This window comes from Diplocloster hominis, assembly GCF_032380655.1.
Lineage (GTDB): Bacteria > Bacillota > Clostridia > Lachnospirales > Lachnospiraceae > Diplocloster > Diplocloster hominis.
The window spans coordinates 92278-109034 of sequence record NZ_JAWDIY010000005.1 but is presented as its reverse complement, the minus strand read 5'-3'; the positions used below and the strand labels follow the sequence as shown (position 1 = coordinate 109034).

The window sequence follows — 16757 nt, the reverse complement described above, 5'->3', positions numbered from 1 at the left end:
CACCGGTTTATACCGGAAAGTCCCTTCTGACAAATTTCCCCTTTGCCGCTTCTTCTATGCATTCTTTTAGCTGAAGGGACAATAATATTTGAAATACTTCCTGTATAGGCAAGGCGGTTACCGCCATAATTTCATCTACACTTTTTGGGACTAAATCCAAACAAGCATACACCGAAACTTCGTTTTTTTCAAGTGGTATCTTCATTTTTTTCGATTTCCCGTCAGATTTGCCAAATATGATTCCAAGTCCTTCCAGCAATTCTTCCGGACGTAATGCAATGCCGGCTCCCTGGGCGATCAGCCGGTTACATCCCATGCTGAGCGGGTCCGTCACCCGTCCCGGCAGCGCAAACACGTCCTTTCCCTGCTCCAGCGCCAGATCTGCGGTAATTAAAGACCCGCTCTTTTCTTTGGCTTCTATTACCAGTACCAGATCCGCCAGGCCGCTGATAATCCGGTTTCTGGCCGGGAAATGCCAGTTGACCGGCTGTTCCCCGTTGGGATACTCTGAAATCACTCCGCCTTCCCTTATGATCTGTTCATATAGCCTGTAATTCTCTTTGGGATAGCAGATATCTACCCCGCAGCCCATAACCGCAAATGTCAGTCCTCCCGCTTCTAACGCCCCTTCCTGGGCGCATCCATCGATCCCCTTCGCCAATCCGCTGATAATCTGTACCCCGTTGGCCGCCAGCACTCTTCCGAATTCCCGGGCTTTACTCCTCCCATAGGCACTGCACATACGGGCTCCCACGATGGCCACCGCCGGTACTTTCGGATCGGGCAGTTTTCCCCTGACGTAAAGGCCCTGGGGATATGCCTGTATCTTTCCCAGCTTCTCGGGATAGGCCGGCTCTCCATAAGCAACATATTCGGTTCTTTCCATAATCATGCCCCCTTTAATGCCAGAATTTCCGGTCGCCCATCCGGTACATGACAGCCTCACTTAAATGTTCGGAACGGATTCTTTTGCTGCCGTCCAGATCTGCGATGGTTCTCGCCACCCGGAGTACGCGGTGGCACCCCCGCATACTCAAGTCCAGTTTATCAAAAACTTCCGAGAGCAGCGCTTCTTCCTTTTTCCCCAATGCGCAATACGTCCCGATGGCCGCTGGTGTCAGTTCCGCATTATAGCGGAAAGGAGTCCCCTGATATCTACGGCGCTGCATCTCATGGGCTCTGGAAACCCGTTCCCGGATAGCGGCGGATGTCTCCCCCATCCTCTTAGCTGCGATTTTATCATATTCCATCCTGGGTACCTCCGTGCAGATATCCATACGGTCCAGCAGCGGGCCGCTTATTTTTCCCAGATATCTTTTGATCTCTTTGGAATTACAGCTGCACTTTCCCATATCCGGATAAAAGCCGCACCGGCAGGGATTCATAGCTGCCGCCAGCATAAAATCCGCCGGGAACGTATAATTTCCCCTGTTTCTGGCGATATGGATCACCCGTTCCTCCATCGGCTGCCGTAAGATCTCCAGGACCGGTTTGGAAAACTCGGGAAGTTCATCCAGAAAAAGTACTCCCAGATGGGCCAGACTGATCTCACCGGGCCTGGGTATCCTCCCGCCGCCGGCCAGCGCATTTGTCGTAACCGTATGATGCGGAGAGCGGAACGGGCGTTTCCGGATCAGTCCCTCGTCCTTTTTGAGAAGCCCGCACACGCTGTATATCTTCGTTATCTCCAGGCTTTCCTCAATCGTCAGCCGGGGCAGGATCGAGGGGATTCTCTTGGCTATCATCGTCTTACCCGCCCCCGGCGGCCCGATAAGAAGCAGATTATGCCTGCCGCTCACTGCTACCTCCGCAGCCCGTTTTACCGCTTCCTGGCCGAAGATATCCGCATAATCCATGCCGCCTTCCGTCCCTGCTTCCGCCAGCAGTTCCTCTGTATCCACATATTCCGGCTGGAGCGCCGTCTCATCATTCAGATAGGCAATCACTTCCGCGAGCGTCTGAACCCCGATCACTGTGAGCCCCGGTATCGCAGCTGCCTCCTGCGCATTCTGTTTTGGGACAATACAGCAGTCACACTTCATTTCCCTGGCTCCGGCCGCCACGGCCAGAATACCATTTACCGGATTCACCTCCGCATTCAGGCTTAGCTCTCCCGCGATCAATACCTTCTCCATCCTCCCGGCGGGTATCATCCCCAACGCCCCCAGAATCGCGGACGCAATGGGCAGATCAAAAGCGGAACCCGCTTTCCTGATATCTGCCGGCCAAAGATTCACCGTAATCCGCTTCACCGGCAGACGGATTCCCGTATTTCTCATAGCCGATCGGACCCTGTCCTGCGCCTCCTTCACCTCCGAGGACAGATAGCCCACCATATTCATTACCGGTAGCCCGTCACTGATATCCGCCTCCACATGCACCGGTATACTCTCGATCCCGCACACACACGCGGACAATACGCTGCTAAACATATAACACCTCATTTCATATTATAAAATTAGAGATCATGATTTAATTGTTATAAAATTCGTTCGTTAATATAGGAAAAATCGGCGATACGCCGGAAAACAGACAAAGAACTTGTCCGATGAGCTTACTATACTATAAAATAGCTGTTATATCAATACTTAAACGTTAAAATAAATGCGGAATATTAAGGGGAGACTGTCCGAAAATTCAGGCTCCAAAAATGGGAGGGGCCTGGCAGCTTTCGGCAGTAAAAACCGATTTTTCAGCAGCTACGTAGAAAAAAGGACCTGTCCCCGGATGCCGGAATACTCCAGTTAACATCCGAGGACAGGCCCCTATCAAGTGTGCACCCTCCAGCTTCCCGAGCTCGGCGGTCCTGCCAGGCGCCAGTCTCATACTTTAATTCTTATGTAGCCTGTGATAGTCAGAAAGTCGGGTAGATGTCGTTCACCTGCCCTCCGGTTCCAACAAAGTTATTACCGCTGGACCAGGTGGTATTATTTATCATCGGTTTAAATTCGAAGGAAGCGCCGGCCGGTATCCGCTCCGTCTCATACACCCAGACATCGGAACTTACATTCAGCATCTTGCGTCCTATGTCCCAGGTAAGCGGATAACTGTCTCCCCGCAGGTACATATCGTTGCCAAGTCCTACGTCATAATGAACCCGGATCGTCGTTACATTCCTGGCCGGAGGAGTATAGGACGCTACGGAGTCAGACGTGAACACATATGCAGTCTTTGCCGGAATCTGCAGACTGATCTGCTTCCCAGTCACACCGCCGGCAGTGATGTTAACGGAAACAGACGTATCCAGCAGGTTCGTCAGTCCTGTGCCCACGCCCAAAGAGCTCTCTGCCCTGATTGGTATCTGGCGGGTCTCATTACTGGTCCCGTTATTGATCACGGTGATGACTTCCTGGCCGGTCGTGTCATTCCTGCGGGAATACGCATAGATATTATCTTCCACCCACATTTCCCGCTGGGTGCCGGTCTGGAGGCAGTTATAATCTTTGCGCAGCTGGCTCAGTCTTTGAATCAGTTTATACATGTTTCCGTCTTCGGAAAATCCGGGCATCACTTCCCTGTTTTCTTTATTGGCGATTCCGGCCCACTCGGTAGGAACGCCGCCGCCGTAGCAGTTCTGTTCCGTTCCGTAATAGACATCGGGGATACCCCGGACTGTGAACAGGAAGGTCAGCGCCAGCCGGAGCTTTTGATAATTATCGTCTGCCAGGCACAGGAACCGGTCTCTGTCATGGTTATCTATGAAAGTAACCAGATGATTGACATCCTTATATTTATAATCCTGATCCAGAATCGATTTTACAGTGGTAAAGCTCGCATCATGGGCGAACACTTCCCGGGCCTGGAAGAACAGCGGGAAATCAAGCACACCCCACTCATAATTGGCAAAATCGCTTACATAGTCCACATCCCCTACAAAGATTTCCCCAAAAGAGGGCACGCCCAGATACTGCTCGAATTCCTGCAGGAAATCTTTGGGTATGGACCGGGCTGCATCCACCCGCACGCCATCTGCCCCGGTAATATCGACCCAGTTTTTATAAGCGTCTTTGATGGCTGCCCGCGCATCCGGATTATCCTGGTTCAAATCATCCAGTCCGCCCAGGTCATAATTCAGGACCTGGAAAGGGTTATCCCAATTTGTAATATCCCCGTAATGATGGTACCAGCTGGGATTATTAAACGGCGCAGCCGGCTGGTAGTCAGCGGAACTATAGGTGGTGGATGTCCCGGCAAAGTAATCCGCGGTATGGTTCGGCACCACGTCCAGAATCACCTTCAGTCCCTTGGCATGCGCTGTGTCCACCAGATCAATCAAATCCTGCTTGGTTCCGTAATGGGGATCGGCGGAATTATAATCATGGGTAAAATATCCGTGATATCCGGATTCCTCTCCGTCCCTGCTCAATAATTCATTCTGGGACGGGGGTGAGATCCAGATCGCCGTAACCCCGAGATTCTTAATATAATCCAGCTTCTGCGTCAGCCCTTTCCAGTCGCCCCCCTGGGTGTATTTCAACTGCCCGGGCCGGTATTCCTGGTTCAGCGTTCCGTTATTCGTGGAATCGCCGTCATAAAAACGGTCTGTCAACACCATATAAATAATATCACTTTCATTCAGCACACTGCTTGGCTGGGTATTCGTCTCAGCCAAAACCTGCGACGGCATGAGCAGGGAAACACAGAACAGGATAGCTAACACCAAACTAAGAGCCTTCATCCGAAAGTTCTTCTTATACATGATATTCCTCCTCACCTTCTAACCTTTTATCCCCCCTGTTTGTAATCCGGATACAAAATATTTCTGGAAGCATATGAAGATGATCAATATCGGAACCAGACTCGCCACAGACATAGCGAACACATAGCCCCACTGGGTAAACTGATGCTGCCCGAAAAATCCTGAGATTGCAATGGGCAAGGTCCTTTTCAGATTATCGTTGATTACGGTTAAAGCCCATGGGAATTCCTCCCATGCGGTCAAAAAATTGAATATACTAACCGACGCGATGGCCGGGCTGGCCAGAGGCAGCATGATCTTAAAAAACACGGTAAACGTGCTGCCTCCATCCATGTACACAGCTTCGTCAAAATCCTTTGGTATGTTCTCGATATAGCTCTTGATCATAAATGTGGAAAAAGGCAGTTCCCATGCCACATAAAACGGAATCAGGCCCAGCAGTTTGTTGGTCAGATGAAAAAAAGTGGCCAGCTGGTACTGAGTAATGATCAGGGTCGTACCGGGGATGATCATGGTTCCGATCACCAGCCCGAACAGGATATTCCGTCCCGGGAACCGGAAACGAGCGATGCAAAAGGCCAGGGCCGCCGCAATAAAAGCGGTCAGGATCACCGTAAGCACAGCCACCACGACGCTGTTCAGGAAATTGATGTAAAATTTTTCCTGCTGAAAAATGTAGATATAGTTCTCCACCGTGATTTTATCAAGCGCCGGGAAAAAATGCGGCGGGAATTCATACAGCGCCCCGTTCGGTTTTAAAGACGTGCTGATCATGTAGATCATAGGCAATATTGACACGACCCCGCCGCATAGAAGCAGTACATATAATGGTATATTCTTTTTACACATTCTGCGGTTTATCCGACTCATCATCAAACACCTCACTTTGGCCCGTCATTTTGTCTCATGACCCTGAACTGCAGGATCGCCAGCAGGATCAGTGTCACCGCCACGATAAAGGACAGGGCGGCCGCGTATCCGAACTTGCCCGTATTAAACGCCTTATAATACATCCATGTCAGTACCGTCTCCGTCTGGTGCATCGGCTTGCCGGCCGTTATCATTTTAATAGAAGTAAATACGTTAAACCCGCCGATGGTCAGCATGACCAGAGCGAACAGAACCGTCCCTCTGATGCTGGGCAGCGTGATATAGAAGAACTTACCGAAGCTGCCGCAGCCATCCATCTGGGCGGATTCGTACAGGTCCTGGGGAACGCTCTGCAGTGCGGCCAGAAAGATCACCATATTCCAGCCGACCCCCTTCCAGATCCCCAGCATCATCGCCACGAACATCCCGCCCTGCCTCGAGTCCAGCCAGGGGACATTCCCGTTCGTCAGATGGATGATGTCGGACAGGAAATAATTAAGCATTCCTTCCGTATTAAAGATATACTTAAATACCAGGGACACAATTACCCAGGAAGTAATGACAGGGAGATAATAGATGACACGGAAGGATACCCGGAACTTTGGAATCGCGTTAATAAACGTGGCCGCCAGCAGGCCCAGGATCATCTGCCCCGGAACCGTCACCAGCGTATACAGCAGAGTATTCACGAACGCGGTGCCAAAGGTAGGGTCCGACAGGACATCCGCATAGTTTTGCAGGCCCGCGAACTCCTGGCCGGTCATGGACCCAAAGTCCCATGCCAAAAAGCTCATCTGAAACAGCTTCACAATGGGGTATATGGTAAATAGTGCAAACACGGCCACGCCGGGCAGTAAAAGGGCCGATATCTGCAGGCGGTTGCGAATTGATTTGATTCCCATGTCATCCTCCTTTTCCCGGCCGGGCTGTCACAGGCGCCGGATCCAACCGCCGCCTGTGCCGTTCTTTTATCCGGTTTGGCCCGCCCCGGTCAACTGTAGTCCATAACACCTGCCGCACCTGCTATTCCGCCAGCAGTTTATCCATTTTAGCCGCCAGATCGTCCAGCGTTTTCTGAGCGTCCGCCCCATCCTTAATGACCGATGTCATGGCGTTGGTCAGTTCGTTGTCGATTTCCGACCAGGACGCTACCGGAGGACGTGCCTTGGCGGTCTGAATGGCATCCAGGAACGGCGCGAAGTCCGCGTTCTTCACGGCGTCGTTCTCCAGCGCAGTCTTATTTACCGGAATCTGCCCGCATTTTGCCATTTCCACTTCCGCGAATTCACTGGTCATAAACTGCATGAACTTCCAGGCGCCTTCCTTATTCGCTGTCTTGAACATGGCGATGTCCTCGCCGCCCAGCACCGATATGGAACCGCCGTCGCCCGCCGGCATCTCGCAGGTCCCGTATTTGAAATCCGGATACCCGCCGGCCATCTCCGCCGTCTTCCAGGGGCCTTCTAACAGCATCATATAGCGCCCGGTACCAAACCCGTCGGTCATCGGAATATCTCCGCTGTTAAAGCCTGTAAACTCTTTGTTCTTATACATGTCGGCCAGCATTTTGACCGCCTTAACCGTCGCTTCACTGTTCACATATCCGTCAGCCTTGGTATAGTTCTCATCCGTGATGGAACCGCCGTAACTCCAAATATATGGAAGTACGTTCCATCCGGACAGAGCCGGCTCATCCAATCCCCACACCTGCTGTCCGTCTTTATTCTTTCCGGAAAGTTTTTTCACCGCGTTTGCAAAGTCATCCATGGTTTTCGGCGGTTCCAGTCCGGCTTCTTTGAACGCTTCCTCGTTGTAGAACATTATCTTGGAATTCGTATTCAGGGCCAGCGCGTAGTAGTGATCCTTGATCTTGGCGGTACTCATCGCGCTTTCCAGCAGGTTCCCGCTGACGGTGCCAAAATCGCTCATCTCCTGATCCAGCGGAATCAGTATATCCATCTTCTGGAACTCCGGCACCCAGGCGATATCCAGCCGGGCCACGTCGGGCAGTGTGTCGGAGCTGGCACTTACCAGGATCTTATCGTGCAGGTCCGCCCATTCATGAGAAACTGCGTTCACCTTATATCCCGGATTCTCCTCCTCAAATTTCGGGATCAGCACCTTGGTCAATGTCTCGTTCTCCTTCGACTGAGCGCTGTAATGGTGCCAGAAGTTAATAGTGACCGGTTCTGCGGGCGGCGTTTCCGTACTCTTAGGAGTCTCTGCCGGCGCTGTGTCCGCCTTGGGAGGCGTTGTCTGTGCCGGTTCCGGGTTCGAAGCCGCTTTTTCCCCACATGCCGAGAGTGTGAAAGTCATCATGGCTGCCACTGATAATGCCAATAGTTTTTTAATACCCTTCCCTTTCATACTATTACACCTCTTTTTCGAAATATTTTTATGGAATATGCTTCCAGTTCCACCTTGATCAATCCCCGGTAATCCGTCATGTCACAGTTCATATACCGGCTGCAGTCCCCATTCTTTCCGGTTATTATTTTTCCGGTTATCATCTCCTCGGTTTTTATCTCCCCGGTTATCATCTCCCCGGTTTTTATCTCCCCGGCTATTACCTCTCCGCCGTCCAGCAGATCGGTCCACTCTCCGTCATAAGGAAGCGGCACCTCCATCTTAGCCGTATCCGGGGAGGCATTTATCACTACTGCAGTAACCTCATCCTCTGTCTGTCTGAAATAACCGTATAGTTTTTTCTCATCCGATATCAGATTCGCACAGAAGCTTCCCTGCTGCAGGGATACGCAGGAATGGCGAACCGAGGCCAGCTTCTTATACCATAAGAGAAGCTCTGCGTCCTGACGTTCTTCCTCCCATATCATGGCCTGCCGGCACAGCGGGTCATTGGCGCCGGTGACACCCACCTCATCCCCGTAAAATATAGCCGGGCAGCCCGGGAATGTCATCATGACGGCGGCCGCCAGCTTGAGCAGCCGTACCTGTCCGCCGCACTCGTACAGAAAACGGGCCGTATCGTGGCTGTCCAGCAGGTTATACATACGCAGGCATACTTCTTCCGGGTACAGAGCCAGCATCCGGTTCAGTCTTCCGTCAAATTCCGACACCGTGATACACTCCCGGGCGATAAAGTCGGTTACCGCATCCTTGAACAGATAGTTCATAGCGCTGTCCAGCCGGTTGCCGTTTAAGATTCTCCCCGCGTCTCCCCATGTCTCTCCGATCAGCAGAATATCAGATTTCACCTGTCTTAATTCCCATGCAAACTGTTCCCAGAAGCTGGTAGCCACCTCATCAGCCACGTCCAGCCGCCAGCCGTCCGTATCAAATTCCCGGACCCAGTATTTTCCGACTTCAATAAAGTAACGTCTGGCCTCCGGACAGTTCAGGTTGATCTTCGGCATCCATTTATAATGACCCACGCAGTCATAGTTTGGCGGATCGGTCTGTACCGGGTAGGAATCAGCATAAAACCACTCCCGGTATGCCGACTGCTCCCCATGAACCAGAAAATCCTGAAAATAAGGAAAATCATAACCGCAATGGTTAAATACCCCGTCCAAAATGATCCGTAATCCCCTGTTATGGGCTTCTTCCACCAGATGACGGAAAAGTTCCGCCGAACCGAACCCGGGATCCACTGAATAATAATCCACTGTGTCGTACTTGTGGTTCGACATGGCATGGAATATGGGAGTAAAGTAAATACAGGTAGCTCCCAGATCCTTTATGTAATCCAATTTTTCAATGACCCCTGCCAAATCCCCGCCCATGTATTCCTGACGGTTGGGTATACTTCCCCAGGGCACCGTTCCCGGCGGGTCCAGTGACTTGTCTCCGTTGCGAAACCTCTCGGGGAAAATCTGATAATATACCTGGCTGCTGCTCCAGCCAGGCGCCCGGCAGCCATCCCCTTCATTGGGCCACAGGAATTCAAAATAATGTTCCTTCATACCGGGCTTACGATCCCGGAAACCATTTGGACCATACCAGTATACGTCCTTCCCCTTCTCCAGCCTGAAACAGTAACGTACGTAAGCGGCCGGCCCGGAGAACGTGACTTTGGCCCTGTAATAATCCCGGCAGCCGTCCCGCAAAGAACAGGTCATTTGCAGACAATGACGCGCTTCCTCTTCTTCCTCTGTGCGATACCAATACTGAAGCTCCACCCGCTCCAGATCGCCCCGCGCTGCGGACAGCTGGTACACCAGCGTATGCCGTGATTCCGGATAAATATATTCCTTCGTGGGACGATGAAGCACGGCAGCTTTGTTTAACGATTCTCTCACATCTTTTCCTCCCCGGATTCACGTTCTGTAGATGCCCTGCCGATTATTTTCGTAGAAAGCAGTACCTGCCGGAAACTGGCCTCCGGCTCCTCGATCTGCTGAATCAGGATCTCAGCGGCCTGACGGCCCAGTTCAAAGGTATCCACGTCCAAGCTGGTAATAGGAATGTCCGCCAGTTCAGTAAGCGGCGTATTATCAAAGCTTACGATTCCAAAATCACGGGGAACCGCCACACCGGCCGCTTTTGCCGCTCTAAGCGCCCCAAGGGCCAGCCTGTCATCCCCGCATACCACGGCGTCCGGCCTGTCTTCCTGCCGCAGCAGTCCCAGTACGCATTCCCTGCTGTCCTCCACACCCGACAGGCCATGGCATATAAGTTCCTGTTTTACCTCCATCCCGCCTGCAGACACTCCCCTGCTGTATCCCGTCAGCCGGTCCTGGTTGAACTGTTCCTTATCGTTTCCGTACAGGAAGGCTATATTGCGGTATCCTTTTTTTATCAAATGACGGACAGCCAGCGCCCCCCCCTGGGTGTTATTGATATCCACCCAGCTGGTCTCGGTGCGGCCCTCATCCAAATGTCCCAAAATTACCGACGGGAATCCCAGATCGTTAAGCTTCTCCAACAGACTTTCACCGGCCATGGAGATCGGAATAACAATACCGTCGATCTTTTTCCCCAGTACAAGCTTTTGTACCGGTGAGATCTCGTCTTCCACCGACTTCTCATTGGTAATCATGAGGTTATAACCGTTCTCATGGGCGGCCGTTTCAATGCCGAACACCGTATTGTTGAAAAAGTTGTTCGCATAAGCCCGGACGTCCACCACGTCGATTACCAGGGCAAAGGCACGCGCGCTCCCGTTTGCAAAACTTCTGGCTACATCGTTGGGCACATATTCCAATTCTTTCATCGTGTCCCAGATCCTCTTCCGGGTCTCTTCCGATATAACTCCTTTGTTGTTCAATACTCTGGATACCGTCGAGGCAGACACTCCCGCTGCCTGTGCCACATCTTTAATCGTTACTGCCATCCCGCTACCTCCTTTTTATGCAACCGGTTTATTTTTTACTCCTATTATTTTTGCATTATATTATCTATTTTTTGAATATTTATATATATTTTGTATATAATTTATATTTTATATTATATATTTTTAATATAAAATATTTTTCTTATGCAACCGTTTGCTTTAATTTAAAAATATCACATAAAACCCTTCTTGTCAAGAAAAACTCCAGGAACTTATAACTAATAGTTACTATTCACGGCAAACCGAAAGGGGACTGGCACCTTTCGGCAGTAAAGCCCGATTTTTCAGCAGCTACGCAGAGAAAGGGGCCTGTCCCCGGATGCCGGTCTATTCGAGGATAAAAGCGCCTGTATCCCCGTATATGAGTTTATTCCGGTCAATATCCGAGTACAGAAAAGAATAAAAAGATTCAGCAAGCACATCTTACGCAAAATATCTTACGCAATACAAAGACCGGCCTCAGGAACTCTATCCCAAAGCCGGCACTTTTCACTCCAGAAGTTTACGGAGTTTTGCCAATGCATTTTTTTCAATTCTGGACACATAAGAACGGCTGATCCCCAGCATTTCTGCGATTTCCCGTTGTGTTTTCTCCTTCTGATTATAGAGTCCATATCGCAGCTCTATGACCATTTTTTCCCTTTTAGTCAAAGTTTTCTCCAGAACCTCATAAAGTTTCTCAATATCCTGTTTCAGATTCACCTTATCCGTAACGCTTAATGTATTATGTTCAATCACATCCAGCAGATTCAGTTCATTCCCCTCTTTATCCGTCCCAATCGGTTCATAAAGGGAAATTTCCTTCGAAGATTTTTTCTTCGAGCGTAGAAACATGAGAAGTTCATTGTCGATACAGCGGGCCGCATAGGTAGCCAGTCTGCTTCCCTTGCTCTGGTCATAGGTAGATACCGCTTTAATCAACCCTATGGTGCCAATGGAGATCAGATCCTCAGGATCATCATCCAGATGCTGATATTTCTTAACAATATGGGCCACAAGCCGCAAATTCTTTTCGATGAGCAGATCTTTTGCTTCCGGATCTCCCTGCTGGTACTTTTGCAAATAGTATTGTTCTTCTTCGGCGCCCAGCGGTTTTGGAAATGTTTTCACACAAAAGCACCTCATAGCGGAATTATTACAGTTTATGTGTCCCACTGTCCATTAGTGCCTTTCCAAGTGAAATGTTTTATTTGTACAATCTTTTTAGTCTATGCGGGGGCCGGGACTGAGAAGGCGGGGGACCGGGGAACCGCGGGGCGAGGAATTCGGAATAGAAAAGCCGTCCGGTGCTGGCATCACCGGACGGCAAAGGTGCTTTCTAGATGTTCCGCTTCAATGGTCAATGGATTTCGTGATGGCGGAGTATTTCATTTTCGCTGGAGGATTATTTACCAAACCTCTGCTCATCCTCTGCGCCGGACCTCCTGGTCCTACTCTGAGCGCCTGAGAATATCATAGATTTCCGTCTTTGCAGACAGCTCAACATGCAGGATCTGCTTCGGATGGGGAGCGCTTTCCATAGCCGCTCCGGTTTCATCATAAATGGCCAGGACACGGGCGGGGAGGTTCTCCCCTCCGGGTTTCATGACTTCGATGGTTTCTCCCACCACAAACTTATTTCTTTGTTCCAGGACAGAACGGCCCGCTTCATCGTGGGCATTTACGATGCCGAGGTAGGTGTATTCCTTGACGTAGGTGTTGTTGTCGTAGATCTGGGATTCCTCATCGGGCCTGCCGAAGAAGAAGCCGGTGGTGAACTGGCGGTAGGTACAGTTGGAGATCTGGTCCAGATACCAGGACATATTCTGCTGATATACGTCCGGGGATGCCAGGTAGTCGTCGATCGCTTTTCGGTAGGTTCTGGCTACCGTGGCTACGTAGAGGGCGGTTTTCATGCGGCCTTCTATTTTGAAGCTGTCGATGCCTGCTTCTATTAGTTCGGGAATGTGCCCGATCATGCAGAGGTCCTTGGAATTGAAGATGTAGGTACCTCTTTCGTTTTCGTAGACGGGCAGGTACTGTCCCGGGCGGCTTTCTTCCATGACCGCGTATTTCCAGCGGCAGGGATGGGTACAGGCGCCCTGGTTCGCGTCACGGCCGGTGAAATAGTTGCTGAGCAGACAGCGGCCGGAATAGGAGATGCACATAGCTCCGTGAATGAAGGTCTCGATTTCCATATCCTCCGGGATGTGGGCCCGGATTTCCCGAAGCTCGGATAAGGAGAGTTCTCTGGCGGATACTACGCGTTTGACGCCCTGGCCGTACCAGAATTGGTAGGTTCCGTAGTTTGTATTGTTGGCCTGGGTGCTGATGTGGGTTTCGATCTCAGGACAGATTTTTTGGGCAATGCAAAATACTCCCGGATCTGCGATGATTAGGGCATCCGGCTTGATTTCTTTTAGTTCACGGAAATATGCTTCCACCCCGGGCAGGTCTTTGTTGTGTGCCAGGATATTTGCGGTTACGTATACTTTGACACCGTGAGTGTGGGCGAATTCAATTCCCTGTCTCATGTCTTCCATACTGAAGTTTTTGGCTTTTGCCCGCAGACCGTAGACTTCACCGCCGATGTAGACTGCGTCGGCGCCGAATATCACTGCCGTTTTTAATACTTCAGGACTGCTGGCTGGGATCAGTAGTTCCGGTTTTTTCCTTTCTGCTGGTTTGGATGGTTCCGGTTTTTTTCTGATTTCCGGCATGAGCAGCTCTGGTACTTTTCTGGTTTCCGGTATCATTGGTTCCTGTTGCTTCATGGTTTTTGTTATTCCTTTCCCTTCGCTCAGGCAAATCCTCTTTCCTTTCTGCCCTTTCCTTCGGATGCGTCCTCATGCGTCTTTCTGCAGCTGACCGCCACTCCGTCTCCCAGAGGCAGGATGGTCGTGACCAGCTCCTGATGGTGCGTCAGCTGGTACAGGTATTCTCTCATCCGGGTGTGGATGGTTCGGTCCCGGCGCCCGACGGCGTAGCGGGACTGTATGATGCTCCCCTCCTGCAGTACGTTGTCTGACACCAGGAGACCGCCGGCGGACAGAAGCCGCATCACTTCAGGCAGGAAATTCAGGTACTGCCCCTTGGCCGCGTCCATAAATACAAAATCATAAGGACCGTTCAGAGTCCTCATGATTTGCTGTGCATCGCCGGGCAGTAAGGTAATCTGATGCTCCCGGCCCGCTTTTTTTATATTTTCCCTGGCTATGGGAATTCTCTTTTCATAATTTTCAATGGTGGTAATCCGGCATGTGTCCGGGGCATGTTCACTCATCAGCAGCGCGGAAAAACCGATCGCCGTACCGATCTCCAGGATCGATGCGGGCTGCTTCAAAGTGACCAGCACCTTTAACAGGCTCTGGGTTTCTTTGCGGATAACCGGAACATATGCCTCTCTGGCCGTTTGCTCTAACTGCTCCAGATAGGCCGGATTGCCGGAGTCAAGAGAATTCAGATAGGTTATCAACCGTTCATCTACTATCACTCTTCCTGATCCTCTTCCCCTTCTTCGGCGTTGTCTCCCGCTAATATGGCCAGCATATCGGAAAGGGGCATGGAGGTGTTCAGCGTATAGGTACCCGGCTGTATCTTCCCGGAATACTTGGACAGCTTCTCTCTTACCACAAACGTCCACTTGCCTTCCACCAGACCTTTGCCTTCCAGCATCTCACCCACATCACCGGAAGAATCTCCCTGTTTTATCACAACCGTCACCTGGCGTCCCGGGGACGGGTCCATCGTACGGTTGGAAAATACCGACAGACCAAAATCAAAAGCCGCGCGTCCCAAATAAACCAACAGTAAAATAACCAGGGCTATTATGATAATACGAAGAGCCATTTTCATCGTCGCCAAAGCTGCTTTTTTCGAATCCATCCTTTTGTACCTCCTACAGAGCAGTCTCGTCCAGGAACTGAAGGTCCAGATCTACACTGTCTAAAATTTCCCGATATACTTCCTGGATCATATGACATACCAGCAGCTCCGATGCCAGAAATTCCCGGATCAGGGGATTTTTTCGTATTCTGGCATACTCCTCCTGTAAACTGTCAACTTCGTCAAACAGGTCGATACCGTCCTGATTCTGTATACAATAGTATTTTCTCCGCCATTCCTCGACTTGATGCTTCAGATCCGGAAATTCTGCCAGATTCTGTTTTGCGCGCTCAAACCGCAGGTATTCTTCACTGCTTCCAATGGCGTTTTTTAATTCTCTTAAGCAATCTGCAACAAGCATTTTTTACACTTCCATAATGATCGGCAGAATCATGGGACTGCGTTTGGTTTTCTTCCAGAGATAGTCGCTTAAGGAATCCCGGATCATGGTCTTCATCTTGCTCCAGTCCGTAATCCGCTTTTCCATACACGCATCCAGTGCGTCATTTACCACATGTCTGGCTTCCTCCATCAGATCCTCGGACTCCCTCACATAGACAAAACCTCTGGAGACAATATCCGGTCCCGATACTACCTGATTATTGTATTTTTCCAGCGCCAGCACGACGATCATAATTCCATCCTCTGCCAGATGCTGCCGGTCTCTTAATACAATGTTTCCCACATCTCCAACGCCCAGTCCGTCTACCAGGATGGCGCCGGTCTGTACGTGGTCCACCACTTTCGCATCTTCCTGATCCAGTTCCAGCACGTCGCCGGAGGACAGGATCTTGATATTTTCCTTTGGAATTCCAAGATTATAGGCGATTCCCGCCTGCGCTTTTAAATGCCGGTATTCGCCGTGTACCGGAATCGCGTATTTGGGCCGTACCAGGGAATAGATCAGTTTAATCTCTTCCTGGCAGGCATGTCCGGATACATGGGCATCCTGGAAGATCACATCCGCGCCCTTCATGGACAGCTCATTGATCACCTTGGATACGGCTTTTTCGTTTCCGGGAATCGGGTTGGAGCTGAAGATCACGGTATCACCAGGCTTTATGGATACCTTTTTATGAATACTGGCCGCCATTCTGGACAGCGCCGCCATGGATTCCCCCTGGCTTCCCGTCGTAATCAGTACGGTCTGCTCGTCGGCATAATTCTTCATCTGCTCGATCTCGATCAGTGTCTTATCCGGAATATTGATGTAGCCTAATTCCGCGGCCGTGCCGATGACGTTGACCATACTGCGCCCTTCTACCACTACCTTCCGGCCGTATTTGTAGGCGGAGTTGATAATCTGCTGCACCCGGTCCACATTGGACGCGAAGGTCGCTACGATAATTCTGCTGTTCTTGTGTTCCGCAAAGATGTTGTCAAAGGTTTTGCCCACCGTGCGCTCCGACATGGTAAAACCGGGCCGCTCCGCGTTGGTACTGTCACACATCAGGGCCAGTACGCCCTTTTTGCCGATTTCGCCGAACCTCTGTAAATCTATAGCATCCCCGAATACGGGAGTATAATCCACCTTAAAGTCTCCGGTATGAACGATGGTTCCTGCCGGGGAATAGATCGCCAGGGCGGAAGCATCTGCGATACTGTGATTGGTTTTGATAAACTCGATCCGAAATGCACCCAGGTTAATGGATTGTCCGTGTTTGATCACTTTTCTTTTGGTTCCCTTTAACAGATTGTGTTCCTTGAGCTTATTGTCAATGAGGCCTACCGTTAATTTTGTCGCATAAATGGGAGCGTTGATTTCCTTTAAAATGTAAGGAAGAGCCCCGATATGGTCCTCATGGCCATGGGTAATTACAAAGCCTTTTAATTTATCAATGTTGTCCTTCAGATACGTGATATCCGGGATGACCAGGTCGATTCCCAGCATGTCATCCTCAGGGAACGACAGACCGCAATCCACCACAATCATACTGTCTTCGTATTCAAAGGCAGTAATGTTCATCCCGATCTGTTCCAGGCCTCCTAACGGGATGATCCGCAATTTGCTGTTGTTTTGTTTCTTCAAAA

Annotated in this window: 14 protein-coding genes; all 14 read right to left on the bottom strand. The window is 50.6% G+C overall.

The window, feature by feature from the left end; genetic code table 11:
* Positions 1 to 7: 7 nt before the first annotated feature.
* The 14 genes from dprA to ABC831_RS06390 all read right to left on the bottom strand — a co-directional run bounded on the left by dprA (position 8) and on the right by ABC831_RS06390 (position 16755).
* Positions 8 to 886, bottom strand: a complete 879-nt coding sequence (gene dprA, locus ABC831_RS06455; protein ID WP_343247413.1) for a DNA-processing protein DprA — start codon at positions 884 to 886, stop codon at positions 8 to 10.
* 13 nt (positions 887 to 899) lie between these two features.
* Positions 900 to 2432, bottom strand: a complete 1533-nt coding sequence (locus ABC831_RS06450; protein ID WP_343247412.1) for a YifB family Mg chelatase-like AAA ATPase — start codon at positions 2430 to 2432, stop codon at positions 900 to 902.
* Between the two features lie 422 nt (positions 2433 to 2854).
* A complete protein-coding gene (locus ABC831_RS06445) occupies positions 2855 to 4699 on the bottom strand; it encodes an alpha-amylase family glycosyl hydrolase (protein WP_343247411.1) in 1845 nt (614 codons plus the stop codon).
* Positions 4700 to 4717: 18 nt separating this feature from the next.
* The gene (locus tag ABC831_RS06440; protein ID WP_343247410.1) at positions 4718 to 5572 is read right to left on the bottom strand and encodes a carbohydrate ABC transporter permease; all 855 of its coding nucleotides are present in this window, start codon (positions 5570 to 5572) and stop codon (positions 4718 to 4720) included.
* A gap of 8 nt (positions 5573 to 5580) precedes the next feature.
* Positions 5581 to 6471 carry a carbohydrate ABC transporter permease gene (locus ABC831_RS06435; RefSeq protein ID WP_343247409.1) on the bottom strand — a complete coding sequence of 297 codons (891 nt, stop codon included), beginning with the start codon at positions 6469 to 6471 and terminating at the stop codon, positions 5581 to 5583.
* Positions 6472 to 6592: 121 nt separating this feature from the next.
* Entirely contained in the window at positions 6593 to 7936 is a 1344-nt protein-coding gene (locus tag ABC831_RS06430; RefSeq protein WP_343247408.1) for an extracellular solute-binding protein, read from the bottom strand.
* Complete coding sequence (locus ABC831_RS06425; protein WP_343247407.1) at positions 7933 to 9828, bottom strand: glycoside hydrolase family 13 protein; 1896 nt, start codon at positions 9826 to 9828, stop codon at positions 7933 to 7935. Before ABC831_RS06425 ends, ABC831_RS06430 begins: the two co-directional genes overlap by 4 nt.
* Complete coding sequence (locus ABC831_RS06420) at positions 9825 to 10862, bottom strand: LacI family DNA-binding transcriptional regulator (RefSeq protein ID WP_343247406.1); 1038 nt, start codon at positions 10860 to 10862, stop codon at positions 9825 to 9827. Before ABC831_RS06420 ends, ABC831_RS06425 begins: the two co-directional genes overlap by 4 nt.
* 489 nt (positions 10863 to 11351) lie before the next feature.
* A complete protein-coding gene (gene sigK / locus ABC831_RS06415; protein WP_343247405.1) occupies positions 11352 to 11972 on the bottom strand; it encodes an RNA polymerase sporulation sigma factor SigK in 621 nt (206 codons plus the stop codon).
* Positions 11973 to 12292: 320 nt separating this feature from the next.
* The gene (locus ABC831_RS06410) at positions 12293 to 13561 is read right to left on the bottom strand and encodes a peptidase U32 family protein (RefSeq protein WP_343247526.1); all 1269 of its coding nucleotides are present in this window, start codon (positions 13559 to 13561) and stop codon (positions 12293 to 12295) included.
* A gap of 80 nt (positions 13562 to 13641) precedes the next feature.
* Positions 13642 to 14334, bottom strand: a complete 693-nt coding sequence (locus ABC831_RS06405; RefSeq protein WP_343247404.1) for an O-methyltransferase — start codon at positions 14332 to 14334, stop codon at positions 13642 to 13644.
* Positions 14331 to 14726, bottom strand: a complete 396-nt coding sequence (locus ABC831_RS06400; RefSeq protein WP_343247403.1) for an endolytic transglycosylase MltG — start codon at positions 14724 to 14726, stop codon at positions 14331 to 14333. Before ABC831_RS06400 ends, ABC831_RS06405 begins: the two co-directional genes overlap by 4 nt.
* 13 nt (positions 14727 to 14739) lie before the next feature.
* Complete coding sequence (locus ABC831_RS06395) at positions 14740 to 15087, bottom strand: YlbF/YmcA family competence regulator (protein ID WP_343247402.1); 348 nt, start codon at positions 15085 to 15087, stop codon at positions 14740 to 14742.
* Between the two features lie 3 nt (positions 15088 to 15090).
* The gene (locus ABC831_RS06390) at positions 15091 to 16755 is read right to left on the bottom strand and encodes a ribonuclease J (RefSeq protein WP_343247401.1); all 1665 of its coding nucleotides are present in this window, start codon (positions 16753 to 16755) and stop codon (positions 15091 to 15093) included.
* Positions 16756 to 16757: the final 2 nt, after the last annotated feature.